Source organism: Variovorax sp. GW821-FHT10D07 (genome assembly GCF_059415325.1).
In genome coordinates this window covers 160,783-185,214 of record NZ_JBWKMZ010000011.1, presented here as the reverse complement: position 1 = coordinate 185,214, position 24,432 = coordinate 160,783, and the positions used below count along the sequence as shown (strand labels likewise).

The 24,432-nt window shown below is 68.4% G+C and carries 22 protein-coding genes and 1 pseudogene; 2 read left to right on the top strand and 21 right to left on the bottom strand.

Translation table 11 applies throughout. The annotated features are described in order from the left end of the window. Nucleotides 1-4: 4 nt before the first annotated feature. Nucleotides 5-901 carry an amino acid ABC transporter substrate-binding protein gene (locus AC07PU_RS28515; protein WP_495321743.1) on the top strand — a complete coding sequence of 299 codons (897 nt, stop codon included), beginning with the start codon at nucleotides 5-7 and terminating at the stop codon, nucleotides 899-901. A 12-nt stretch (nucleotides 902-913) separates the two neighbouring features. On the opposite strand, the gene AC07PU_RS28510 is transcribed toward AC07PU_RS28515, so the two are convergent. The 13 genes from AC07PU_RS28510 to AC07PU_RS28450 form a co-directional block, all read right to left on the bottom strand. Beyond that, entirely contained in the window at nucleotides 914-2,098 is a 1,185-nt protein-coding gene (locus AC07PU_RS28510) for an AAA family ATPase (protein WP_495321742.1), read from the bottom strand. 16 nt (nucleotides 2,099-2,114) lie between these two features. Next, on the bottom strand, nucleotides 2,115-2,858 hold the full coding sequence (gene hisA / locus AC07PU_RS28505) for a 1-(5-phosphoribosyl)-5-[(5-phosphoribosylamino)methylideneamino]imidazole-4-carboxamide isomerase (RefSeq protein WP_208513629.1): 744 nt from the start codon (nucleotides 2,856-2,858) through the stop codon (nucleotides 2,115-2,117). Between the two features lie 66 nt (nucleotides 2,859-2,924). After that, complete coding sequence (gene hisH, locus AC07PU_RS28500) at nucleotides 2,925-3,590, bottom strand: imidazole glycerol phosphate synthase subunit HisH (protein WP_208513630.1); 666 nt, start codon at nucleotides 3,588-3,590, stop codon at nucleotides 2,925-2,927. 51 nt (nucleotides 3,591-3,641) lie between these two features. Beyond that, nucleotides 3,642-4,277, bottom strand: a complete 636-nt coding sequence (gene hisB / locus AC07PU_RS28495; RefSeq protein WP_203204635.1) for an imidazoleglycerol-phosphate dehydratase HisB — start codon at nucleotides 4,275-4,277, stop codon at nucleotides 3,642-3,644. Continuing rightward, a complete protein-coding gene (gene hisC / locus AC07PU_RS28490; RefSeq protein ID WP_495321741.1) occupies nucleotides 4,274-5,365 on the bottom strand; it encodes a histidinol-phosphate transaminase in 1,092 nt (363 codons plus the stop codon). Before hisC ends, hisB begins: the two co-directional genes overlap by 4 nt. A 41-nt stretch (nucleotides 5,366-5,406) precedes the next feature. Beyond that, entirely contained in the window at nucleotides 5,407-5,763 is a 357-nt protein-coding gene (locus AC07PU_RS28485) for a hypothetical protein (protein ID WP_495321740.1), read from the bottom strand. Between the two features lie 8 nt (nucleotides 5,764-5,771). Further along, nucleotides 5,772-6,620, bottom strand: coding sequence for a hypothetical protein (locus tag AC07PU_RS28480; protein ID WP_495321739.1), 849 nt, complete (start codon nucleotides 6,618-6,620; stop codon nucleotides 5,772-5,774). A 68-nt stretch (nucleotides 6,621-6,688) separates the two neighbouring features. Beyond that, nucleotides 6,689-8,059, bottom strand: coding sequence for a histidinol dehydrogenase (gene hisD, locus AC07PU_RS28475; RefSeq protein ID WP_495321738.1), 1,371 nt, complete (start codon nucleotides 8,057-8,059; stop codon nucleotides 6,689-6,691). 23 nt (nucleotides 8,060-8,082) lie between these two features. Continuing rightward, on the bottom strand, nucleotides 8,083-8,724 hold the full coding sequence (gene hisG, locus AC07PU_RS28470) for an ATP phosphoribosyltransferase (RefSeq protein ID WP_057596768.1): 642 nt from the start codon (nucleotides 8,722-8,724) through the stop codon (nucleotides 8,083-8,085). Continuing rightward, a complete protein-coding gene (gene murA / locus AC07PU_RS28465; protein WP_495321737.1) occupies nucleotides 8,721-10,004 on the bottom strand; it encodes a UDP-N-acetylglucosamine 1-carboxyvinyltransferase in 1,284 nt (427 codons plus the stop codon). Before murA ends, hisG begins: the two co-directional genes overlap by 4 nt. Before the next feature lie 46 nt (nucleotides 10,005-10,050). Beyond that, the gene (locus AC07PU_RS28460; RefSeq protein WP_093351969.1) at nucleotides 10,051-10,293 is read right to left on the bottom strand and encodes a BolA family protein; all 243 of its coding nucleotides are present in this window, start codon (nucleotides 10,291-10,293) and stop codon (nucleotides 10,051-10,053) included. A 19-nt stretch (nucleotides 10,294-10,312) separates the two neighbouring features. Next, a complete protein-coding gene (locus AC07PU_RS28455; RefSeq protein ID WP_495321832.1) occupies nucleotides 10,313-11,068 on the bottom strand; it encodes an ABC transporter permease in 756 nt (251 codons plus the stop codon). Nucleotides 11,069-11,073: 5 nt separating this feature from the next. Then, entirely contained in the window at nucleotides 11,074-12,021 is a 948-nt protein-coding gene (locus AC07PU_RS28450) for an ABC transporter ATP-binding protein (protein ID WP_093351971.1), read from the bottom strand. Nucleotides 12,022-12,180: 159 nt separating this feature from the next. Between AC07PU_RS28450 and AC07PU_RS28445 the strand changes: the two genes are divergently transcribed. After that, on the top strand, nucleotides 12,181-13,755 hold the full coding sequence (locus AC07PU_RS28445) for a serine hydrolase domain-containing protein (protein ID WP_495321736.1): 1,575 nt from the start codon (nucleotides 12,181-12,183) through the stop codon (nucleotides 13,753-13,755). Between the two features lie 27 nt (nucleotides 13,756-13,782). On the opposite strand, the pseudogene AC07PU_RS28440 reads toward AC07PU_RS28445, so the two are convergent. The 8 genes and pseudogenes from AC07PU_RS28440 to AC07PU_RS28405 all read right to left on the bottom strand — a co-directional run. Further along, nucleotides 13,783-14,067, bottom strand: a pseudogene (locus AC07PU_RS28440) (STAS domain-containing protein); the annotation flags it as partial. Nucleotides 14,068-14,092: 25 nt separating this feature from the next. Continuing rightward, nucleotides 14,093-14,755, bottom strand: a complete 663-nt coding sequence (locus AC07PU_RS28435; RefSeq protein ID WP_093351976.1) for an MlaC/ttg2D family ABC transporter substrate-binding protein — start codon at nucleotides 14,753-14,755, stop codon at nucleotides 14,093-14,095. Nucleotides 14,756-14,950: 195 nt separating this feature from the next. Then, complete coding sequence (locus tag AC07PU_RS28430) at nucleotides 14,951-15,700, bottom strand: MlaA family lipoprotein (protein ID WP_093351979.1); 750 nt, start codon at nucleotides 15,698-15,700, stop codon at nucleotides 14,951-14,953. 26 nt (nucleotides 15,701-15,726) lie between these two features. Then, on the bottom strand, nucleotides 15,727-16,215 hold the full coding sequence (gene mlaD / locus AC07PU_RS28425; RefSeq protein WP_093351981.1) for an outer membrane lipid asymmetry maintenance protein MlaD: 489 nt from the start codon (nucleotides 16,213-16,215) through the stop codon (nucleotides 15,727-15,729). 40 nt (nucleotides 16,216-16,255) lie between these two features. Then, the gene (gene mlaE, locus AC07PU_RS28420) at nucleotides 16,256-17,038 is read right to left on the bottom strand and encodes a lipid asymmetry maintenance ABC transporter permease subunit MlaE (protein ID WP_093351984.1); all 783 of its coding nucleotides are present in this window, start codon (nucleotides 17,036-17,038) and stop codon (nucleotides 16,256-16,258) included. Beyond that, a complete protein-coding gene (locus AC07PU_RS28415; RefSeq protein WP_281077295.1) occupies nucleotides 17,035-17,862 on the bottom strand; it encodes an ABC transporter ATP-binding protein in 828 nt (275 codons plus the stop codon). The genes mlaE and AC07PU_RS28415 overlap by 4 nt, the downstream gene beginning before the upstream one ends. A gap of 172 nt (nucleotides 17,863-18,034) precedes the next feature. Then, nucleotides 18,035-19,513: a glutamate synthase subunit beta gene (locus AC07PU_RS28410; RefSeq protein ID WP_495321735.1), complete on the bottom strand. Its 1,479-nt coding sequence runs from the start codon at nucleotides 19,511-19,513 to the stop codon at nucleotides 18,035-18,037. Nucleotides 19,514-19,552: 39 nt separating this feature from the next. Next, nucleotides 19,553-24,307, bottom strand: a complete 4,755-nt coding sequence (locus AC07PU_RS28405; RefSeq protein ID WP_495321734.1) for a glutamate synthase-related protein — start codon at nucleotides 24,305-24,307, stop codon at nucleotides 19,553-19,555. Nucleotides 24,308-24,432 lie beyond the last annotated feature (125 nt).

Sequence of the window (24,432 nt, the reverse complement as noted above, 5' to 3'; positions counted from 1 at the left end):
CAGCATGACGACGATGCTTGGCAGGGCCGGTCTGGCCTGCGCGGCCCTGTTGCTCGCGGCTGGCGCGGTGCAGGCGCAGGAACTGCTCACCGGCACGCTCGCCAAGGCGCGCGCCAGCGGCGCCATCATCATCGGCTACCGCGAATCCTCGGTGCCCTTCTCCTTCCTCAACACGCGCAAGGAACCGGTCGGCTATTCGATCGAGCTGTGCCGCGAGCTGGTCACGGCGATCGGCAACGCGGTCGACCGCACGCTCACGATCCAGTGGGAGCCGGTCACCTCCGACTCGCGCTTCGACGCGGTCACGAGCGGCAAGGTCGACCTCGAATGCGGCTCGACCACCAGCAACCTCGAGCGCCAGAAGCGCGTGAGCTTCTCGCCGACGATCTTCGTCTCTGGCACCAAGGTGCTGGTGAAGAAGGGCACGCCGATCGCCTCGTTCCGCGACCTCGCGGGCCGCAAGGTGGCGGTGACGGCAGGCACCACCAACGAGAAGACGCTGCGCGAGCTCTCCGAGAAGTTCAAGCTCGGCATCCAGCTGCAGGTGGCGCGCGACCATGCCGAGTCCTTCGCGCTCGTGAAGAGCGGCCAGGCCGATGCCTTCGCGACCGACGACGTGCTGCTCTACGGCCTGATCGCGCAGGAGAACGCCAAGGCCGACTACCGCGTGGTCGGCGACTTCCTCTCCTACGACCCCTACGGGATCATGTACCGCAAGGGCGACCCGCAGCTCGCGAAGGTGATCAACGACAGCTTCCAGGTGCTGGCCGAGGACGGCGAGATCGAGCGCCAGTACAAGCGCTGGTTCCTGCGCAAGCTGCCCACCGGCGCCAGCCTCGACCTGCCGATGAGCGCGCAGCTCGAGACGATCATCAAGACGATGTCGGTGAAGGCCGAGTAGCCGGGGCCGCTTTCAGCGCACCGGCCACTCCCAGCGCGGGATCTCGCTCATGTCGAGGTTCGCGATGCGGGTCTCGCCCAGGCGCTTCTCGAGCACCACCGACTGCAGCGCGACGCCACCCGCGGCCGCCTCCTCGAGCGCGGCGATCAGCCGCGAGGCGTGCGACACCACGATCACCTGCGACTCGCGCGCGGCATGCGCGATCAGCCGGCCGAGCGCGGGCAGCAGGTCGGGATGCAGGCTGGTCTCGGGTTCGTTGAGCACCAGCAGCGCGGGCGGCCGCGGCGTGAGCAGCGCCGCGATCCACAGCAGGTAGCGCAACGTGCCGTCGGACAGCTCGGCGGCGGTCAGCGCGCGCAGCAGGCCGTGCTGGTGCATCAGGGTCTGGAAGCGGTCGCCCGCGGCGTCGATCTCGATGCGCGCACCCGGGAAGGCATCGTCCACGGCGCGATCGAGCGCCTCGCCGTCGCCGATCTCGCGGATGGTCTGCAGCGCCGCGGCGAGGTCGGCGCCGTCGTTGGCCAGCACCGGCGTGCGGGTGCCGAGCTGCGGCTGGCGCGCCGGCGCCTCGGCGTCCGAGCGAAAGTGGTCGTAGAAGCGCCAGGAACGCATCTGCTCGCGCAAGGTGAGCATCTCGGGCGCGTCGCGCGGATCGGCATGCTCGGTCATCATGCTCGCGAAGGGCGGGATCGGCCGGCCCACCGGTTGCCAGCCGCGGCCGTCGCGCAGCCGCAGCGAGGCGCCCTTGCGGTCGACCAGCTGCGTGGATGGCCGCAGCAGCGGGCCGCTCCAGATGGCCTCGTGCTTGATCTCGGGATCGCGCGAGAAGGCGGTCGAGGGAATCGGCGGCGGCAGGCCGATATCGATCGCGTAGCCGAAGTCTTCGGCGCTGGCGCCCGCGAAGCCCAGCTTCAGCGCGACCGGTTCGCTGCGCGTGATGCCCTGCACCGGCATCTCGCCGCGCAGCATGGCGGCCGAGAAGCGCTCGGGCCCGGCCCACAGCGTGGAGGACAGGCCGCCCTCGCGCACCAGCGAACGAATCGCGCCGCCGTTGGCGATCTCGGCCAGCAGGCGCATGGCGCGGTAGACGCTCGATTTGCCGCTGCCGTTGGGCCCGGTGACCACGGTGAGCCGCGCGAGCGGCACCGTGAGCTGGCGCAGCGAGCGGTAGTTGGCGATGGCGAGCGCGGACAGCACGCGCCGCCAGGCCCTCTCAGGCGCCGGCCAGTTCGTCGGCGCGCGCCTGCGCCTGTCCGAAGTCGAGGTCGCCCGAGTAGATGGCGCGGCCGCAGATCACGCCTTCGACGCCCTCGGATTCGACTGCGCAGAGCTGGTCGATGTCGGCCATGTTCGACAGCCCGCCCGAGGCGATCACCGGAATGGACAGCACGCGCGCGAGCTTGACCGTGGCCTCGATGTTGATGCCCGACAACATGCCGTCGCGGCCGATGTCGGTGTAGATGATCGATTCGACGCCGTAGTCCTCGAACTTCTTGCCCAGGTCGGCCACTTCGTGGCCCGTGAGCTTGCTCCAGCCGTCGGTGGCGACCTTGCCGTCCTTGGCGTCGAGGCCGACGATGATGTGGCCGCCGAAGGCGCTGCAGGCGTCTTTCAGGAAGCCAGGGTTCTTGACCGCGGCGGTGCCGATGATCACGTAGCGCAGGCCGTCGTCGATGTAGCGCTCGATGGTGTCGAGGTCGCGGATGCCGCCGCCGAGCTGCACCGGGATGTCGTCGCCGACTTCCTTCAGGATCGCCTTGATCGCCGCGTGGTTCTGCGGCTTGCCCGCGAAGGCCCCGTTCAGGTCGACCAGGTGCAGGCGCCGGGCACCGGCCTCGACCCATTTACGCGCCATGGCGGCAGGGTCTTCGCTGAAGATGGTGGACTGTTCCATGTCGCCTTGTTTCAGGCGTACGCAATGGCCGTCTTTGAGGTCGATCGCTGGGATGAGGAGCATGAAAGTGACGCGAGAGTGCAACGAAAGGGCGCCGGCCGGCGGCGCCCGGTCAGGGGAACGAAGTGTTCAGGGATTCCAGTGGAGGAAGTTTCGGTAGAGCTGCAACCCGTGGTCCGCACTCTTCTCCGGGTGGAACTGGGTGGCAAAAATGTTATCGCGTGCGATGGCGGCGGTAAAGCATGCCCCGTATTCGGCTTCGCCCACGCTGTGCCGCGCATCGACCGGCCGCGCGTAGAAGCTGTGCACGAAATAGAAGTAGCTGCCGTCGGGCACCCCGGCCCACACGGCGTGCGGCTGCGCCTGGCGCACCTGGTTCCAGCCCATCTGCGGCACCTTGAAGCGGCTGCCGTCGGGTTGCAGCTGCCCTTCGAGCTCGAAGCGGACCACCTCGCCCGGGATCAGGCCGAGCCCGTCGGTCGGCCCCTCGTCGCTGCGCGACAGCAGCATCTGCATGCCCACGCAGACGCCGAACAGCGGCTTCGTCGCCGCGGCCTCGAGCACCGATTCGAGCAGGCCCGAATCGCGCAACTCGCGCATGCAGTCGGGCATGGCGCCCTGCCCCGGCAGCACCACGCGCGTGGCCTTGCGCACCACCTCGGGATCGGAGGTCACGAACACCTCGACGCCGACCTGGTCGGCGGCATGGCGCACCGCCTGTGCGACGGAGTGCAGATTGCCCATGCCGTAATCCACCACGGCGACGGTGTTGGCGTTGTTTGCTACAGTTTTCATAGCTTCAATGACAGGCGGAGCGTGCAATGGCACGCTGTTCCGCTTGCAGGATCAGAGCGAGCCCTTGGTCGAGGGAATGACACCGGCCGAACGCGGATCGAGCTCGAGCGCGGCGCGCAGGGCGCGGGCGAAGGCCTTGAACACGGTCTCGCACTGGTGGTGCGCGTTGACGCCCTTGAGGTTGTCGATGTGCAGCGTGACGAAGGCGTGGTTCACGAAGCCCTGGAAGAACTCGTAGGTGAGCTGGCTGTCGAAGGCGCCGATCATCCCGCTCGTGAAGGGCACGTGCATCTCGAGGCCGGGCCGGCCCGAGAAGTCGATGACCACGCGGCTGAGCGCCTCGTCGAGCGGCACGTAGGCATGGCCGTAGCGGCGGATGCCCTTCTTGTCGCCCACGGCCTTGGCCACGGCCTGGCCCAGCGTGATGCCCACGTCTTCCACCGTGTGATGGCCGTCGATGTGCAGGTCGCCCTGGCAGTCGATCTCGAGGTCGATCAGCCCGTGGCGGGCGATCTGGTCGAGCATGTGATCGAAGAAGCCGATGCCGGTGGCCAGCTTGGCGCGGCCGGTGCCGTCGAGGTTGACGCTGACGGTGATCTTCGTCTCGGCGGTGTTGCGCGCGACCGTGGCGGTGCGCGCGGCGAGGGCGTCGGGGGTGGCCGCGGGAGCGGCTTGGGGGGTGGTCATAGTGAGGCTTCGAGCGCCGCGAGCATCCTGGCATTCTCGTCGGCCGTTCCGACGGTCAGGCGCAGGCAGTTCGCGAGCAGTTCGTGCATTTTAGAAACGTTCTTCACCAGCACCCCGCGCGCCTTCATGCCGTCGAAGGTGCGGGAAGCATCGGGCACGCGCAGCAGGATCATGTTGGCGTCGCTGGGCCAGACCTTGACGCCCGGCAGCCGGCCGAGCCCCATCATCAGCCGCTCGCGCTCCTCGCGGATCTGACGAGCCTGGGCCTCGAACACCTCGGCATGCTCGAGCGCGAACAGCGCGCACTCGCAGTTCAGCACGCTGACGTTGTAGGGCGGGCGCACCTTGTCGATCTCGGCGATCAGTGCGGCCGGGCCCATCAGGTAGCCCAGCCGGATGCCGGCCAGGCCGAACTTGCTGAGCGTGCGCATCAGCAGCACGTGGCGGTGCTTCGCGAGCCGGTCGATGTAGCTGCGCGCGGCGAAGGGCTGGTAGGCCTCGTCGATCACCACCAGGCCGCCCTGCGCGCCCTGGGCCTCGACGATCCTCTCGAGCACCGCGTCGTCCCAGAGGTTGGCGGTCGGGTTGTTCGGATAGGCCAGATAGACGATGGCCGGCTTCTCGCGCGCGATCGCGGCCAGCATGGCGGCCTCGTCGAGCTCGAAGTCGGCCGTGAGCGGCACGCCCACGAAGCGCAGGCCCTGGAGCTGGGCGCTCATGGCGTACATGACGAAGCCCGGCAGCGGTGCCAGCACGCTGGCGCCCGGCAGGTCGCAGGCGATCGCGAGCAGCGAGATCAGTTCGTCCGAGCCGTTGCCCAGCACCAGCGAGAAGCCCTCGGGCAGGCGCGCCTGCGCGGCCAGCGCGCGCTGCAGGTCGGCGCCGCGCTCGCCCGGGTAGCGGTTGAGCGCCAGCGCGCCGAGCCGCGCGCCCAGCTCGGCCTGCAGCGCGGGCGGCAGGCCGAAAGGGTTCTCCATCGCGTCGAGCTTGACCAGGCCGCGCGCGTCCTGCACGGCATAGGCATGCATGGCGCGCACGTCGGCGCGGATGCGCTGGAGCGCGGGGACGGGGGCGGTGGTGTCGGACATCGGGGACTCGGAGGAAAGAACGTTCGTTGAAGAAAGAAAGGTTAGGACGCGCAGCGGAAGCTGTTCTGCAGCGCCGCCGACAGCACCATCTGCACCGGCATGTCGGCCTCGTAGAGCTCGGCGTTGCGCTTGAGCTCGGCCTCGAACAGCGAGCGCGCCATCGAAGGCTCGAGCCGGCGGCCGTCGACGCAGAACAGCGGCTTCTGGCCCGTGCGGCGGGCGGCGTCCCCGGCCTCGCGCAGGCCTTCGAGCACGCCCACGAGGTAGTAGCTGGCGTAGGCCTTGCCCTCCTTCTTCTCCTTCACCTCGAGGGTGTGGAACTCGCGGATGCTCATGGCCTGCACGCCCAGGCTGGCCGCTGCCAGCGCGAGCAGCAGACAGAGACGCACGCGGGGCATGGCGGCGCTCACTTCGCGTAGCGCGGCGGCGGCGCGTAGCCGGTCGCGCCGTCGGCCGGGAAGGCATTGGGCTGCGCGGCATCGGGGCCGCGGCGCGGACGGCGCGGGGCGTCGGGCTGCGCGATCTCGAACAGCGCGGCGCCGAGGATGCCGATGTTGCGCGCGTCGCCGGCCTCGGTGTTGGCGGCATAGGCGCGGCCCGGCGTGGCGAAGCGGAAGGCCGCGACCTCGGACTGGCTCTTGCGGAAGCCCTCGATGTCGAGCACCTGCAGCGGACGCAGCACGTAGCCGCCGTTGCGCAGGCTGCCGGGCTTGCCGTTGAGCACGTCGAGGCCGTCGACCGTGGCGATCACCTCGTAGCTGCGGTCGCTGAGGTTGCGAAAGCGCAGCGTGTAACGCGCGCCCTCGGCGCCCGCGAGGCGGAAGCCCTCGTCGCCACCGCTGCCGCGGCGCGCGCGCTGCAGCGGGATGGCGCGGCCCGATTCGTCGATCACCGACCATTCGACGTCGCCCTGCGCCAGCTGCAGGTTGAGCCGGCGCTCGGGATTGGCACCGACGCCGCGGCGCACGCTGGCGGCGTCGTTGTAGCCGATGGAAGCGACCTCGTCGGGCTGGTCGGGCGTGTAGCGCTGGACCTGCACGCTGCGCGTGTTCGATTCGCGGCCCTCGCCCCACTGGGTGCCCAGGCGCGGCGCCGGCGCGGCGGGCGCGGCAACGGCGGCCGCCGTGCTCGGCACCGCCTCGGCCTGGCTCTGGGTGCGCGGCATCGGGGTGCAGGCCACGAGCAGCGCGGTCCCGGCCAGCAGGCCGAGGGCGAACTTGAACAGGCGCGAACGACGCAGACGTTGATTCATCATCAGGCTTGCTCCTCCCGAGCGGGTTGTGGACGGAAATGCCATCGGAACCGGGCCCGCGGCCGCGGCCCTCAAACCTTGCGCAGCCGCATGCGCGCGGCCTCGGCGTGGCCCTGCAGGCCCTCGCCCTCGGCCAGCGTGACGGCGATCGGCCCGAGCACCTGGGCCCCGGCCTCGCTGACCTCGATCAGGCTCGAGCGCTTCTGGAAGTCGTACACGCCCAGCGGGCTCGAGAAGCGCGCGGTGCCGCTGGTGGGCAGCACGTGGTTCGGGCCGGCGCAGTAGTCGCCGAGGCTCTCGCTGGTGAAGGCGCCGAGGAAGATCGCGCCGGCGTGGCGCAGCAGCGGCTCCCAGCGCTGCGGCTCGCTGCTGCTGACCTCCAGGTGTTCGGGCGCGATGCGGTTGCTGATCTCGCAGGCCTCTTCCATGCTCTTCGTGTGGATCAGCGCGCCACGGCCGTTGAGCGAGGCGGCGATGATCGCCGCGCGCGGCATGGTCGGCAGCAGGCGGTCGATCTCGGCCTGCACGCGGTCGATGTAGGCGGCGTCGGGGCACAGCAGGATGCTCTGCGCGAGCTCGTCGTGCTCGGCCTGGCTGAACAGGTCCATCGCCACCCAGTCGGGCGGCGTGCTGCCGTCGGCCAGCACCAGGATCTCGCTCGGGCCCGCGATCATGTCGATGCCCACGGTGCCGAACACGCGGCGCTTGGCGGCGGCCACGTAGGCATTGCCGGGACCGGTGATCTTGTCGACCGCGGGAATGGTCGCGGTGCCGTAGGCCAGCGCGGCCACGGCCTGCGCGCCGCCGATGGTGAAGGCGCGCGTGACGCCGGCCACGTAGGCGGCGGCCAGCACCAGCACGTTGCGCTCGCCCTTGGCGGACGACTCGCCGCCGGCGCCGCCGGTGGCCACGCTGCCCTTCACGGGCGTCGGCACGACCATGATGATCTCGCCCACGCCGGCCACGTGGGCCGGAATCGCGTTCATCAGCAGGCTCGACGGATAGGCCGCCTTGCCGCCGGGCACGTAGATGCCCACGCGGTCGAGCGGCGTGACCTTCTGGCCCAGCAGCGTGCCGTCGGCGTCGCGGTAGCTCCAGCTCTCGCCCGAGGCCTTCTTCTGCGCCTCGTGGTAGCTGCGCACGCGGTCGGCCGCGGCCTGCAGCGCCTCGCGCTGCACGGCGGGCAGCGAGTCGAAGGCTTGCTTGAAGTCGGCCTGCGTCAGTTCGAGTTCGGACACCGAAGCGGCACCCAGGCCGTCGAAGCGGCGCGTGTACTCGAGCACCGCCGCGTCGCCGCGCGTCTGCACGTCGGCCAGGATGTCGGCCACCGTCTTCTCGATCGCGGCATCGGCATCCGCGGACCAATGCAGCCGCGCCTTGAATTCAGCATCGAAGCTGGCTGAAGTCGTGGACAGTCGGGCGGGGGCTGCTTGCAGGGTCATTTGGCGAAGTGCGGTTCGAGGGATCAGGCGGAGGGGATGGCCGACGCGAAGGCGTCGATGATGCGGCGGATGGGTTCGCGCTTGAGCTTGAGCGCGGCCTGGTTGACGACCAGGCGCGCGCTGATGTCCATGATGCGCTCGACCTCGACCAGCTGGTTGGCCTTGAGCGTGTTGCCGGTCGAGACCAGGTCGACGATGGCGTCGGCCAGGCCGGTCAGCGGTGCGAGCTCCATGCTGCCGTAGAGCTTGATCAGGTCGACGTGCACGCCCTTGCTGGCGAAGAAGTCGCGCGCCAGGCCCACGTACTTGGTCGCGACCTTGAGCCGCGAGCCCTGGCGCACGGCCGAGGCGTAGTCGTAGTCGGCGCGCACGGCCACGCTGAGGCGGCAGGCGGCGATGCGCAGGTCGAGCGGCTGGTACAGGCCCTGGTTGCCGTGCTCGAGCAGCACGTCGAGGCCGGTCACGCCGAGGTCGGCGCCGCCGTACTGCACGTAGGTCGGCACGTCGGAGGCGCGCACCAGCACCACGCGCACGTCGGGGCGGGTGGTGCCGAGGATCAGCTTGCGCGACTTCTCGGGGTCTTCCGTGACCTCGATGCCGGCCGCGGCCAGCAGCGGCATGGTCTCTTCGAAGATGCGGCCTTTGGAAAGCGCCAGGGTGATCATGCGGTGGCTCCGGTCACGCGTTCAATGTCGGCCCCGAGGCCGCGCAGCTTGGCTTCCATGCGGTCGTAGCCGCGGTCCAGGTGGTAGATGCGGTCGACCAGGGTCTCGCCCTCGGCCACCAGGCCGGCGATGACCAGGCTGGCCGAGGCGCGCAGGTCGGTCGCCATCACGGTGGCGCCCGACAGTTGCTGCACGCCCTCGACCATCGCCACCTTGCCCTCGACGTGGATGCGCGCGCCCAGGCGCACCATCTCGTTCACGTGCATGAAGCGGTTCTCGAAGATGGTCTCGGTGACCATCGAAGCGCCGTGCGCGATCACGTTGAGCGCCATGAACTGCGCCTGCATGTCGGTCGGGAAGCCCGGGTATTCGGTGGTGCTGAAGCTCTGGGCCTTGAGCTGTTCGGCGCCCTTCGAGGCGATGCGGATGCCGTCCGGCGCGCAGCCGACTTCGCAGCCGGCGTCGCGCAGTTTGTCGATCACCGCGTCGAGGTGGTCGCCGCGCGCATGGCGCAGCAAGGCCTCGCCGCCCGCGGCCGCCACGGCGCACAGGAAGGTGCCGGCCTCGATGCGGTCGGCCACCACGGCGTGCTCGCAGCCGTGCAGCGTCTCGACGCCCTGGATGCGGATGTGGCTGGTGCCGTGGCCCTCGATCTTCGCGCCCATGCGGATCAGCATCTCGGCCAGGTCGACGATCTCGGGCTCCTGCGCGGCGTTCTCGAGCAGCGTCTCGCCCTCGGCCAGCGCGGCGGCCATCAGGAAATTCTCGGTGCCAGTGACCGTGACCATGTCGGTCAGGATGCGCGCGCCCTTCAGGCGCGTGCGGCCGGCGGGCAGGCGCGCGACCATGTAGCCGTGCTCGACCACGATCTCGGCGCCCATGGCCTGCAGGCCCTTGATGTGCTGGTCGACCGGCCGCGAACCGATGGCGCAGCCGCCCGGCAGCGACACCTTGGCATGGCCGAAGCGCGCCAGCAGCGGGCCCAGGGCCAGCACCGAGGCGCGCATGGTCTTCACGAGCTCGTACGGGGCCTCGGGGCGGGTCAGGTCGCCGGCGTTCAGGCGCACGGTACCGTTGTCGTCACGCTCGGCCGACACGCCCATGTTGCGCACCAGCTTGAGCATGGTCGACACATCCTGCAGGCGCGGCACGTTGTGCAGCACCACGGGCTGGTCGGTCAGCAGGGCCGCGCACAGCTCGGGCAGCGCGGCGTTCTTGGCGCCGGAAATGAGTACTTCGCCGCGGAGCTGGCGCCCGCCGCGAATCAGGAGTTTGTCCATCGAAGGTCCAGCGAGTGGCTCGCAAAGGGCCCGCAGGCCCGGAGAGTTATTTTTCAGCCACCGCCCATTCGGACGGCGTGTAGGTCTTCATCGAGAGCGCATGCACCTCATCGGTATGCATTTTCGCACCGAGGGTGGCGTAGACCCGCTGATGGCGCTGGATCGAGCGCTTGCCCTCGAATTCGGCCGAGACGATGGTGGCGTACCAATGTCGGCCGTCCCCCTCGAGCGCGATGTGCTCGCACGGCAGGTGGGACTGGATGATGGCCTTGAGTTGGTCTGCGGTCATGGAGTGTGGGGTGGGCCGTTCAGCCTCGGATTTTGTAGCCGATCTTCAGCAGGTGGACCGCGATCGCGCTGACCACGAGCCAGGCGCTGCCGACGATCCCGAAGCTCAGCCACGGCGAGGCGTCGCTGACGCCGAAGAAGCCGTAGCGGAAGCCGTCGATCATGTAGAAGAAGGGGTTCAGGTGGCTCACCGACTGCCAGAACGGCGGCAGCGAGCCGATCGAATAGAACACGCCCGACAGGAAGGTCATGGGCATGATCAGGAAATTCTGGAACACGGCCATCTGGTCGAACTTCTCGGCCCAGAGCCCGGCGATCAGGCCCAGCGTGCCGAGCATGGCCGAGCCGAGCAGCGCGAACACCAGGATCCACACGGGCGCCGCGAAGTCGGGCACCGCGAAGAAGATCGTGACCAGGAACACGCCCAGGCCCACCGCCAGCCCGCGGATCACCGACGAGCCCACGTAGGCGAGGAACCAGCCCCAGTGCGACAGCGGCGTGAGCAGCACGAACACGAGGTTGCCCATGATCTTGCTCTGGATGATCGAGGACGAGCTGTTGGCGAACGCGTTCTGCAGCACGCTCATCATCACCAGGCCCGGGATCAGGAAGGCGGTGTAGCCGACGGTGCCGTAGACCTTCACGTGGTCCTCGAGCACATGCCCGAACACCATCAGATAGAGCAGCGCGGTGAGCACCGGCGCGCCGACGGTCTGGAAGCCGACCTTCCAGAAGCGCAGCGTTTCCTTGTAGAGCAGCGCGCGCCAACCGGTCACGGCCATCATCGCGCGACCTCCAGCGGCGTCTGCTCGCCCGCCATCAGGTCGATGAACACGTCTTCCAGGTCGGCCTTGCGCATTTCCACGTCTTCCACCGCCACGCCGGCCTGCCGGATGGCGGCCAGCAGTTGTTCGACCTCATGTGCGTTCTGCGCCGGCAGCTGCACGATGCGGCCCGTGATGCGCGCGTGCTGGGCGATCTCCCATGGCAGCATCGCATCGGTCTTGAAGCGCAGCACGTTGCTCGCGGCCGACTTCAGCAGCTCGCTGGTGCGGTCGAGCGCGATCACGCGGCCGAGCTTGAGCATCGCGATGCGGTTGCACAGCGCCTCGGCTTCCTCGAGGTAATGGGTGGTCAGGAGCACCGTGCTGCCCTGCTTGTTGAGCCGCGCGACGAACTGCCACAGCGTCTGGCGCAACTCGACGTCGACGCCCGCGGTGGGCTCGTCGAGCACGATCACCGGCGGCTTGTGCACCAGCGCCTGCGCCACCAGCACCCGGCGCTTCATGCCGCCCGAGAGCTGGCGCATGTTGGCGGTGGCCTTGTCGGCCAGGCCCAGGCTCTGCAGCAGTTCGTCGATCCAGGCCTCGTTGTTCCTGATGCCGAAGTAGCCCGACTGGATGCGCAGCGACTCGCGCACGTTGAAGAAGGGGTCGAACACCAGCTCCTGGGGCACGATGCCGAGCTGGCGGCGCGCCTCGGCGTAGTCGCGCTGCACATCGAAGCCGTGCACGCGGATCGACCCGGACGTGGGCCGCGACAGGCCCGCGAGCATGCTGATCAGCGTGGTCTTGCCGGCGCCGTTGGGGCCGAGCAGGCCGAAGAACTCGCCGGGTTCGATGTCGAAGCTGACCTCGTCGACCGCTCGCAGCCCGGCCTTGCCCTGGGCCCGCTGCTGTCGTGAGGGAGGATAGGTCTTGGAGACCGATTGGAATGAGATCGCGGGCATGGGAGGCCGGGATTTTAAGGGCGCGGGTCGCTCAGCGCAGTTCGTGCGGGAATGCAAGCCCGGCGGACCCTTAAGGACCGCGGGCCCGGTTGGGATCAGAATCGCGCCCGACGCCGGGCGGGGCACCGCCACCGCCGGCCGTCGCAAGGAGCCCTCGTGATGCGATCGTTGCACCGCCCTCCCCGGCCCTGGCTGGCCGCCGGGGCCCTCATTCTTGCGAGCCTGCTGTCCGCCTGTGGCGGCGGTGGCGGTGGAGGGGGCGGAGGCTTCCCCGGCGTCGGCGGCGCGCCGCCGCCCAGCACGGCCGAGCTGCCGGCCCGCGAGGCGCTGATCGCCCGCGCGCGGTCGCTCGAGCTCAACACGCCCTACGTGCCACCGCCCGGCAACGTGCTCGAACACAACACCTCGGGCTATGCCAAGGCGATGTGCTCGGCGGTCTTCATCACCGGGCTCGACCCGGACGTCGCCGCCGAGACCATCGGCTACTTCGTCGGGCCGTATTCGGAACGCAAGAAGGTGGGCAAGCCGGTCGTCGACCGCACGAAGCGCGAAGTACGCATCGCCATCCCCGGCGGCCCGACGCTGACCGCGCGCCAGTTCGGCTCGCAGGGCTGCGTGACGCTGCCGCCCGGACGCGACGACGTGTTCTTCACGCCGCTCGAGGTCAAGAGCACGCTGCCCGATGCGGCCACCCAGCCCTGGCCGATGGGCGACCTGCTGCCGAGCACCCCGCCGCCGGTCGGCGTGAACATGGCCAAGGTGGCGCAGGCCGTGGACGCCGCCTTCGCCATCCCCGAGGCCTACACCTCGGCCTTCGTGGTCACGCACAAGGGGCGGATCATCGGCGAGCGCTACATGCAGGGCATCGGCCCGACGACACCGCTGGAATCGTGGTCGATGGGCAAGAGCGTCGTGGCCACGATGATGGGCGTGCTGATCAAGCAGGGCGTCTACACGCTCGACCAGCCGGCGCCGATTCCCGAATGGCAGGGCGAAGGCGACGGCCGCCAGAAGATCCGCATCTCGGACCTGCTGCACATGTCGAGCGGGCTGCGCATCAAGGCGCCCGACGATCCGGACTTCGATCCCAACGGCACCTACCCCGACCACCTCTACTTCTACACGGGGCGCATCAACGCCTTCAACTACGCCGCCACGCGACCGCAGCAATGGCAGCCCAACCTCGTGGGCCGCTACCGCAACACCGATCCGGTGCTGGCCAGCTACCTGGTGCGCCTCGCGGTCGAGAAGCGCGGCGAGGAGTACCTCTCGTTCCCGCAGCGCGCGCTGTTCGACAAGATCGGCATCCGCTCGATGGTGCTGGAGACCGACCCCTACGGCAATTTCCTGGCGCAGGGCTACGACTTCATGTCGGGCCGCGACTGGGCACGGCTGGCCAATCTGTACCTGCAGGACGGGGTCTGGAACGGCGAGCGCCTGCTGCCCGAGGGCTACGTGAACTTCGTGCGCACCGTGGCGCCGGGCTGGGCGGCCGACAAGCGGCCGATCTACGGCGGCTTCTTCTGGCTCAACGGCGCGATCAGCGGTGCCACCGTGTTCCCGGTGCCGACCTCGGCCTACTACATGCTGGGGGCCGACGGGCAGGTGGTGCTGATCGTGCCCTCGCACGACCTGGTGATCGTGCGCATCGGGCACTCGAAGGGCGCACCGGTCTACAGCCGGTCGCTCAACGATGCACTGAAGCTGCTGATGGAGGCCGTTCCAGCCTCCTGAGCGCGTAAAGACGAGGGGAAGAAGGGATCAGGGCGCGGCCGGCAGCAGGCCGGCGATCCCGTAGAGCGCCGCCAGCTCGCGCAGCCGCGGCGACAGGCCCTTCACCGCGAAGCCGCGCCCGAGCGCGCTGGCCTCGCGGCGGCATTCGAGCAGCACCGCCAGCGCCGACGAGTCGAACTGCACCAGCGCGCTGGCATCGACCACGGTGGCGGAGGCATCGGCCTGGCCGGCGAGGCCCTTCTGCAGCATGCGCATGCAGGCGGGCGCCTCGTCGTGCGTGAGCTTCGTCGGCAGGACCAGCATGGCCTCGGCTCCTGTTTTGGCGTGCCGGCCGGGCTCAGCCCTTGCCGCTGCCCTTGTTGCGGGCGGCCAGCGCGGTGATCAGGCCGTCGATGCCGCGGGCGTTGATCTCCTGCGAGAACTGGGTGCGGTAGGTATCGACCAGCCACACGCCGAGCACGTTGAGGTTGTAGACCTTCCAGCCGCCGCCCTGGCCGGGCGTCTTCTCGAGGCGGTAGTCGAGCTGGACCGGGTCGCCGCGGCCGCGGACCTCGGTGCGCACCAGCACTTCCTTGTCGTCGGGCGAACCGCGGTAGGGGCGCACGGTCACGGTCTGGTCGCTCACCTGGTCGAGCGCGCCGGCATAGGTGCGCACCAGCAGGGTCTTGAACTCTTCCTGCAGGCGCTTCTGCTGCTCGGGCGTGGCCTGGCGCCAGGCCGGGCCGACGGCCGAGGCGGTCATGCGCTGGAAGTTGACGTTCGGCATGATCTTGCTGTCGACCAGCAGCATGATCTTGTTGACGTCGCCGGCCTTGATCGAGGTGTCGGCCTTGATGGTCTCGAGCACGTCGGTCGACAGCCGCTTGACCAGCGCGTCGGGCGCTTCGTCCGCGGCCTGCGCGGGACGCATGAAGGCGACGCCGGCGCCGATCAGCAGCGCGCCGGCCAGCACGAGGCGGCCGAGGCTGCGTCGTTGAATCAAGGTCTGGGTTTTTGTCATGATCGTGAGTCCCTCTGGTTGAATCTGCCGCGCGGCTCTTCGAAAAAGAGAGCAGCCGCGCCAAGTCTGGAACGGTTTCGACAGGGTACCGGCTCGCGGGGTTCCTGAACGTCGGATGAAGCCTGCAACCGGATGCAAGCAAATGCCGCAGCCGGTTGCCTGGGTCGCCATGCGCCAGGCACGGCGGGCCGGCGCTTACTTGCCGTCGTTGCCCTTGCTGTCCTTGCCGTCGATGTCCTCGCGCTCGTCGGGCGGGTTGCCGTCGTAGATGTCGCTGCGGCGGTGCTGCAGGTAGGCGTCGCGCGTGAAGGTGTACTTGTCGAGCGCCGCATCGTCGAGCAGGCGGCCGGCGCGCAGGTACTTGGCGCGGGTGTCGACCAGGTTCAGCACGTTGAGCGAATTGCGCCACGCCACGTCGTTCATGTGCGAGATCGGATCGCCCCAGCGGTCCACCGGCAGCGCCGCGGCATCGCGCACGGTCGAGGGGCCGAGCAGCGGCAGCACGAGGTACGGGCCCGAGCCGACGCCCCAGTAGCCCAGCGTCTGGCCGAAGTCCTCGTCGTGGCGGTCGATGCCCGCCTCGGTGGCGATGTCGAGCAGGCCGCCCAGGCCGAAGATGGTGTTGACGTTCAGCCGCATGAAGGTCTGCGCGCTGTTCTGCAGCTTGGCCTGCGCCACGTTGTTGGCGAGGTTCCAGACGTCGCCCACGTTGTTGAAGAAGTTGGCGACGCCGGTGCGCACGAGTGAGGGCAGCACGCGGGTGTAGGTGGTGGCCACCGGCACGAGCACGTTCTCGTCGACGACGTCGTTGAAGCGGGTCACGCCACGGTTGAAGGGCTCGAGCGGATCGAGCGGATTGGCCTGCGGGCCGGTGGCGCACGCAGCAAGCACCGACAGGACGGCGGAAACGCCCATCCAGCGGGCATAGGTAGCTATGTTCTTCATAGCATTCGACATGGGGTGACGGTTTTTCATTTCTTGTTGCTGTTGGCCGGCGTGGAGCTTCCCTCGGCGGCCTTGCTGTAGAGGAACTGGCTGATCAGGTTCTCGAGCACCACGGCCGATTGGGTCGCTGTGATCGTGTCGCCGGCCTGCAGGTTCTTCTCTTCGACGCCCGCCTCGATCCCGATGTACTGCTCGCCGAGCAGGCCACTGGTGAGGATCTTCAGCGAGCTGTCCTTGGGAAAACTGTAACGGTTTTGCAATGCCAGCGTCACGTCGGCCTGAAATGTCTTGTCGTTGAACGAGATGGACTGCACGCGGCCGATCACCACGCCGGCGCTCTTGACGGCCGTCTGCGGCTTGAGGCCGCCGATGTTGTCGAAGCGCGCGGTGACGGTGTAGGTCTTCTGGAAGTTCAGGCTCAGCAGGTTGGCCGACTGCAGCGCGAGGAACAGCAGCCCGGCCGCACCGAGCAGCACGAACAGGCCGACCCAGATGTCGTTGTTGGAACGTTGCATGGTTGCACTCTCTATCTAGAACGATCGGGGGCGAGCCCCTTCAGATACTGAACATCATGGCGGTGAGCAGGAAATCCAGCCCCAGCACCGACAGCGAAGCCGCCACCACCGTGCGCGTGGTGGCGCGCGACACGCCCTCGGGCGTGGGCTGCGCCTCGTAGCCCTGCAGCAGCGCGATGAAGGTCACGGTGAAGCCGAACACGATGCTCTTGATGACGCCGTTGCCGACGTCGCGCCAGACATCGACGCCCGCCTGCATCTGGCCCCAGAACGCGCCGGGATCGACGCCGAGCATCAGCACGCCCACCACGTAGCCGCCAAGGATGCCGACCGCGCTGAACACGGCCGCCAGCAGCGGCATGGTGATCACGCCGGCCCAGAAGCGCGGCGCGAGGATGCGTTGCACCGGATCGACCGCCATCATCTCCATGGCGCTGAGCTGTTCGCCGGCCTTCATGAGGCCGATCTCGGCCGTGAGCGAAGTGCCGGCGCGGCCCGCGAACAGCAGCGCCGCCACCACCGGCCCGAGCTCGCGCACCAGGCTCAGCGTGACCAGCAGGCCGAGCGCTTCCGAGGAGCCATAGCGCTGCAGCGCGTAGTACATCTGCAGGCCGAGCACGAAGCCCACGAACAGACCCGACACCGCGATGATCGCGAGCGAGTAGTTGCCCAGGAAATGGATCTGGTCGCGCACCAGTGCGAAGCGGCGCAGGCTGCGCGAGCCCTGGAAGGCGAGCCGCATGAACAGCTTGGCGCCATAGCCGAGGTCGGCCAGCTTGCTGCGCACGGCGAAGCCGACGTCGCGCGGGTTCCACCAGCTCATGACCCGCTCCCGCTCATCGGACCGAAGTCATCCTCGATGCTGACGCCCGGGTAGTGGAAGCGCACCGGCCCGTCGGGCAGAGCATGCACGAACTGGTGCACCAGCGGGTCGCTGCTGTTGCGCACCTCGTCGGGCGTGCCCTGCGCGGCGATGCCGCCGTTGGCGAGCACGATCACCTGGTCGGCGATGCGGAAGGTCTCCTCCACGTCGTGCGACACGATGATGCTGGTGAGTCCCAGCGTGTCGTTGAGCTGGCGGATCAGCCGCGCCGCGGTGCCGAGCGAGATCGGGTCGAGGCCGGCGAAGGGTTCGTCGTACATCACGAAGTCGGGGTCGAGCGCGATCGCGCGCGCCAGCGCCACGCGCCGCGCCATGCCGCCCGAGACTTCGCTGGGCAACAGGTCGCGCGCGCCGCGCAGGCCGACGGCGTCGAGCTTCATCAGCACGATGTCGCGCACCAGGGCCTCGGGCAGTTCGGTGTGTTCGCGCAACGGAAAGGCCACGTTGTCGAGCACGCTCATGTCGGTGAACAACGCGCCGAACTGGAACAGCATGCCCATGCGGCGCCGTGCGGCATAGAGCGCGGCGGAGTCCATGCGGCCGACGTCCTGGCCGTCGAACAGCACCTCGCCGCGCTGGGCGCGCTGCTGGCCGCCGATGAGGCGCAGCACGGTGGTCTTGCCGCCGCCCGACGCGCCCATGAGCGCCGTGACCTTGCCGCGTGGCAGCGAGAACGAGACGCCATCGAGGATCGCGCGCGCGCCATAGCCGAAGCGAACGTCGCGAAACTCTACGAAGGGCTGTGGCTGTGCGGCTGGGTCCATCTCAATAAAAAAGCCGGGCGCCCTGAGGAGGCATCCCGGCATGCGGTTTCCGCGGATGATAAAGGAGCCGCGAGAAGCCCCGCCGAATTGAAACAAATTTCCGCCGGGCCAGCCTGCTCCGTTTGGAGGAGACGCCCGCCCTCCCGAGGGAGCGCGGGCGCGGCACCTGGACTTATCGCGGCAGGTCGCTGAAACCCATCAGGAACTCGTCGACCGAGCGCGCGGCCTGGCGGCCCTCGCGAATCGCCCACACCACCAGCGACTGGCCGCGGCGGATGTCGCCGGCGGCAAAGACCTTCGGTACGTTGGTGGCATAGCCGCCGATGAAGTCGACGCTGGCCTTCGCATTGCCGCGCGCATCCTTCTCGACGCCGAAGGCGTCGAGCACGGTCGCCACGGGGCTCACGAAGCCCATCGCGAGCAGCACGAGGTCGGCCTTGAGCACCTGTTCGCTGCCGGCCACTTCCTGCATCTTGCCGTCCTTCCACTCGACGCGAACGGTCTTCAGGCCGGTGATCTTGCCCTTCTCACCGATGAATTCCTTGGTCGAGATCGCGAACTCGCGCTCGCAGCCCTCGTCGTGGCTGGAGCTGGTGCGCAGCTTGATCGGCCAGTAGGGCCAGGTCAGCGGGCGGTTCTCTTCCTCGGGCGGCTGCGGCATCAGCTCGAACTGCGTGACGCTCACGGCGCCATGGCGGTTACTGGTGCCCACGCAGTCGGAGCCGGTGTCGCCGCCGCCGATCACGATCACGTGCTTGCCGTCGGCGCGCAGCTGGCCCTTGACCTTGTCGCCCGCGTTGACGCGGTTCTGCTGCGGCAGGAACTCCATCGCGAAATGGATGCCGTCGAGGTCGCGGCCGGGCACCGGCAGGTCGCGCGACTGCTCGGCGCCACCGGTCAGCAGCACGGCGTCGAAGTCCTTCTGCAGCTGCTCGGGCGTGACGGTTTCCTTGGACAGATTGGTGACCTTGGAACCCTTGCCCAGCGGATCCTTGGCGGCGCCGACGACCACGCCGGTGCGGAACACCACGCCCTCGGCCTTCATCTGCTCGACGCGGCGGTCGATGTGCGACTTCTCCATCTTGAAGTCGGGGATGCCATAGCGCAGCAGGCCGCCGATGCGGTCGTTCTTCTCGAACAGCGTCACGTCGTGGCCGGCGCGCGCGAGCTGCTGCGCGGCGGCCATGCCGGCCGGGCCCGCGCCCACCACCGCGACCTTCTTGCCGGTCTTGTGCTTGGCCACGCGCGGCGCGACCCAGCCCTCGTCCCAGGCGCGATCGATGATCGCGTGCTCCAGCGACTTGATGCCGACCGCGTCGTCGTTCACGTTGAGCACGCAGGCCGCCTCGCAGGGAGCGGGGCAGATGCGGCCGGTGAACTCGGGGAAGTTGTTGGTCGAGTCGAGCACCGCGAAGGCGTTCTGCCAGTCGTTGCGGTACACGAGGTCGTTGAAGTCCGGAATGATGTTGTTGACCGGGCAGCCGCTGTTGCAGAACGGCGTGCCGCAGTCCATGCAGCGCGCGCCCTGCACCTTCGCCTGGTCGGTGTTCAGGCCGACGACGAATTCCTTGTAGTGCTTGAGCCGTTCCTCGACCGGGCGATAGCCCTCCTCGATGCGCTCATGCTCCAGAAAACCGGTGATCTTTCCCATCGTGCTGTTCCTTCGTTGTGTCTTCGTTCACCGGCGCCTTCAGGCGGCGGCCGGCGCCGTCTTGGGCGCGGCGGCGATCGCATGCGGCTCGAGGCCGACGTGCGCGTTGTTGCCGGTGCTGGCGAGCTCGACCTTGCGGTCGTGCAGCTCGCCGAGGGCGCGCTTGTACTCGTTGGGGAAGACCTTGACGAACTTGGTGCGCGACACGGCCCAGGTGTCGAGCAGCTCGCGCGCGCGCTTGCTGCCGGTCCAGCGGTGGTGTTCCTCGAGCAGCTTCTTCAGCTGGGCCTCGTCGGTCTCGCCGCCGTGCCAGATCTTGCGATGCACGCTGGCGGTCTGCTCGGCCGAGGTCAACACCTTCTCGAGCGAGACCATCGACATGTTGCAGCGCGAGGCGAACTGGCCGTCCTCGTCGTAGACGAAGGCCACGCCGCCGCTCATGCCGGCCGCGAAGTTGCGTCCGGTCTTGCCGAGCACGGCCACCGTGCCGCCGGTCATGTATTCGCAGCCATGGTCGCCCGTGCCCTCGATGACCGCCGTGGCGCCCGACAGGCGCACCGCGAAGCGCTCGCCGGCCACGCCGCACAGGTAGGCCTCGCCGGTGGTCGCGCCGTACAGCGCGGTGTTGCCGACGATGGTGTTGCGCACGGCCTCGCCGCGGAAGTCGAGGCTGGGGCGCACCACCACGCGGCCGCCCGACAGGCCCTTGCCGGTGTAGTCGTTGGCGTCGCCGATCAGGTACAGCGTGATGCCGCGTGCCAGGAAGGCGCCGAACGACTGGCCGCCCGTGCCCTCGAGCTGGATGCGGATCGAGTCGTCGGGCAGGCCCTGCGGATGCACCTTGGTCAGCGCGCCCGAGAGCATCGCGCCCACCGAGCGGTTGACGTTGCGCGCCACCTCGATGAACTGCACCTTCTCGCCCTTGTCGATCGCGGGGCGCGACTTCTCGATCAACCGGACGTCGAGCGCCTTGTCGAGGCCGTGGTCCTGGTTCTCGACGTGGAAGCGCGAGACGTCGGCCGGCACGTTCGGCAGCGCGAACAGGCGGCTGAAGTCGAGGCCCGAGGCCTTCCAGTGCTCAATGCCCTTGCGCATGTCGAGCAGGTCGGCGCGGCCGATCATGTCGTCGAACTTGCGGATGCCGAGCTGGGCCATGATCTGGCGCACTTCTTCCGCGACGAAGAAGAAGTAGTTGACGACGTGCTCGGGCTTGCCCGAGAACTTCTTGCGCAGCACCGGGTCCTGCGTGGCCACGCCCACCGGGCAGGTGTTGAGGTGGCACTTGCGCATCATGATGCAGCCCTCGACCACCAGCGGCGCGGTGGCGAAGCCGAACTCGTCGGCACCCAGCAGCGCGCCGATCGCGACGTCGCGGCCGGTCTTCATCTGGCCGTCGGCCTGCACGCGGATGCGGCTGCGCAGGCGGTTGAGCACCAGCGTCTGCTGCGTTTCTGCCAGGCCGATCTCCCACGGGCTGCCCGCATGCTTGATCGACGACCAGGGCGAAGCGCCCGTGCCGCCGTCATGGCCGGCGATCACGACGTGGTCGCTCTTGCACTTGGCCACGCCCGCGGCGATGGTGCCGACGCCGATCTCGCTGACCAGCTTCACGCTGATGCTGGCGTGCGGTGCGGTGTTCTTCAGGTCGTGGATCAGCTGGGCCAGGTCCTCGATCGAGTAGATGTCGTGGTGCGGCGGCGGCGAGATCAGGCCCACGCCCGGCACCGCGTAGCGCTGCTTGCCGATGTACTCGGTGACCTTGCCGCCCGGCAGCTGGCCGCCCTCGCCCGGCTTCGCGCCCTGGGCCATCTTGATCTGGATCTGGTCGGCCGAATGCAGGTACTCGGCCGTGACGCCGAAGCGGCCCGAGGCCACCTGCTTGATGCGCGAGCGCAGCGAGTCGCCGTCCTTGAGCGGCAGGTCGACCTCGACGTTCTCGGCGCCGATCACGCTGCGCAGCGTGTCGCCCTGCTTGATCGGGATGCCCTTGAGCTCGTTGCGGTAGCGCGCGGGGTCTTCGCCGCCTTCGCCGGTGTTGCTCTTGCCGCCGATGCGGTTCATGGCCACGGCCAACACCGAGTGCGCCTCGGTGCTGATCGAGCCCAGCGACATCGCGCCGGTGGCGAAGCGCTTGACGATGTCGGCCGCCGACTCGACCTCGTCGACCGGAATCGCCTTCGCCGGATCGATCCTGAACTCGAACAGGCCGCGCAGCGTGAGGTGGCGGCGGTTCTGGTCGTTGATGAGCTGGGCGTATTCCTTGTACGTGTTCCAGTTGTTGGCGCGCGTGCTGTGCTGCAGCTTGGCGATCGCGTCGGGCGTCCACATGTGCTCTTCGCCGCGCGTGCGCCAGGCGTATTCGCCGCCGGCGTCGAGCATGCTGGCGAGCACCGGGTCGTCGCCGAAGGCGGCCTTGTGCATGCGGATGGCTTCCTCGGCGATCTCGAACACGCCGATGCCTTCCACGCGGCTGGCGGTGCCGGTGAAGTACTTGCTGACGGTCTCGCTGTTCAGGCCGATGGCCTCGAACAGCTGGGCGCCGCAGTAGCTCATGTAGGTGCTGACACCCATCTTCGACATGATCTTCGACAGACCCTTGCCGATCGCCTTCACGTAGTTGTAGATCGCCTTCTCGGCGCTCAGCGCGCCCGGCAGGTCGGCATGCATGCCGGCCAGGGTGTCCATCGCGAGGTAGGGATGGACCGCCTCGGCGCCGTAGCCCGCGAGCACGGCGAAGTGGTGCACCTCGCGCGCCGAACCGGTCTCGACCACCAGGCCGGCCGTGGTGCGCAGGCCCTCGCGCACCAGGTACTGGTGCACGGCCGACAGCGCCAGCACGGCGGGAATCGCGACCTGCGTCGGGCCGACGCCGCGGTCGCTGACGATCAGGATGTTGTGGCCGCCCTTGATGGCATCGACGGCTTCGGCGCACAGCGAGGCCAGCTTGGCTTCGACGCCTTCGTCGCCCCAGGCGAGCGGGTAGGTGATGTCGAGCACGTAGCTCTTGAACTTGCCCTGCGTGTACTTGCCGATGTCGCGCAGCTTCGCCATGTCGGCGAAGTCGAGGATCGGCTGGCTCACCTCGAGCCGCATCGGCGGGTTGACCTGGTTGATGTCGAGCAGATTGGGCTTGGGTCCGATGAAGGACACCAGCGACATCACGATGGCTTCGCGGATCGGGTCGATCGGCGGGTTCGTGACCTGGGCGAACAGCTGCTTGAAGTAGTTGTACAGCGGCTTGTTCTTGCTCGAGAGCACGGCCAGCGGGCTGTCGTTGCCCATCGAGCCGATGCCCTCTTCGCCGGCCTGCGCCATCGGGCTCATCAGGAACTTGATGTCTTCCTGGGTGTAGCCGAAGGCCTGCTGGCGGTCGAGCAGCGCGACCTGCGAGATCGGCGCGGCGACCGGCTCGGCCTGCACGCTGTCGAGCTTGATGCGCAGGTTCTCGATCCACTGCTTGTAGGGCTTGCTGTTGGCGAGGGTGGCCTTGACCTCCTCGTCGTCGATCATGCGGCCCTGCTCGAGGTCGATCAGGAACATCTTGCCGGGCTGCAGGCGCCACTTGCGCACGATCTTCTGCTCGGGCACGGGCAGCACGCCCGACTCGGAGGCCATGATGACGAGATCGTCGTCGGTCACGCAGTAGCGCGAGGGACGCAGGCCGTTGCGGTCGAGCGTGGCGCCGATCTGGCGGCCGTCGGTGAACACGATCGAGGCCGGGCCGTCCCAGGGCTCGAGCATGGCGGCGTGGTACTCATAGAACGCGCGGCGGCGCGGATCCATGGTGCTGTGCTGTTCCCAGGGCTCGGGAATCATCATCATCACGGCCTGGCTGATCGGGTAGCCGGCCATCGTCAGCAGCTCGAGGCAGTTGTCGAAGGTGGCGGTGTCGGACTGGCCCGCGAAGCTGATCGGATAGAGCTTCTGCAGGTCGGCGCCGAGCACGGGCGAGGACATCACGCCCTCGCGCGCCTTCATCCAGTTGTAGTTGCCCTTGACGGTGTTGATTTCGCCGTTGTGCGCGACGTAGCGGTACGGGTGGGCCAGCGGCCACTCGGGGAAGGTGTTGGTCGAGAAGCGCTGGTGCACCAGGCCCAGGGCCGAGACGCAGCGCTTGTCCTGCAGGTCGAGGTAGTAGGTGCCGACCTGGTCGGCGAGCAGCAGGCCCTTGTAGACCACGGTGCGGCTCGACATGCTCGGAACGTAGTATTCCTTGCTGTGCTTGAGCTTCAGGCGCTGGATGTTGGCGCTCGCGGTCTTGCGGATCACGTAGAGCTTGCGTTCGAGCGCGTCCTGCACGATCACGTCGTTGCCGCGGCCGATGAAGACCTGGCGCAGCAGCGGTTCCTTTTCGCGCACGGTGGGCGACATCGGCATGTCGCGGTTGACCGGCACGTCGCGCCAGCCCAGCAGCACCTGGCCTTCGGCCTTGATCGCGCGTTCCATTTCCTGCTCGCAGGCCTGGCGCGAGGCGTGTTCCTTCGGCAGGAAGATCATGCCGACGCCGTACTCGCCCGGCGGGGGCAGCGTGACGCCCTGCTTGGCCATCTCGTCGCGGTACAGGTGGTCGGGCAGCTGGATCAGGATGCCGGCGCCGTCGCCCATCAGCTTGTCGGCGCCCACGGCGCCGCGATGGTCGAGGTTCTCGAGAATCTTCAAGCCCTGCAGCACGATGGCGTGGCTCTTCTCGCCCTTGATGTGGGCCACGAAGCCGACGCCGCAGGCATCGTGCTCGTCGGCACCGGAATACAGACCGTGTTGTTGGAGATGTTGAATCTCGGCAGCCGTCGTCATGGCGCACTCCTTCAGTTTTCGCAGGGATTGGGAGCATATTGCGATGCACAAAGAATGCCAAACACTTTAATAGGGGTCAGATTCCGATTAAATCTTGAGTTTTCTTGTCAGAATTTAATTGGGGA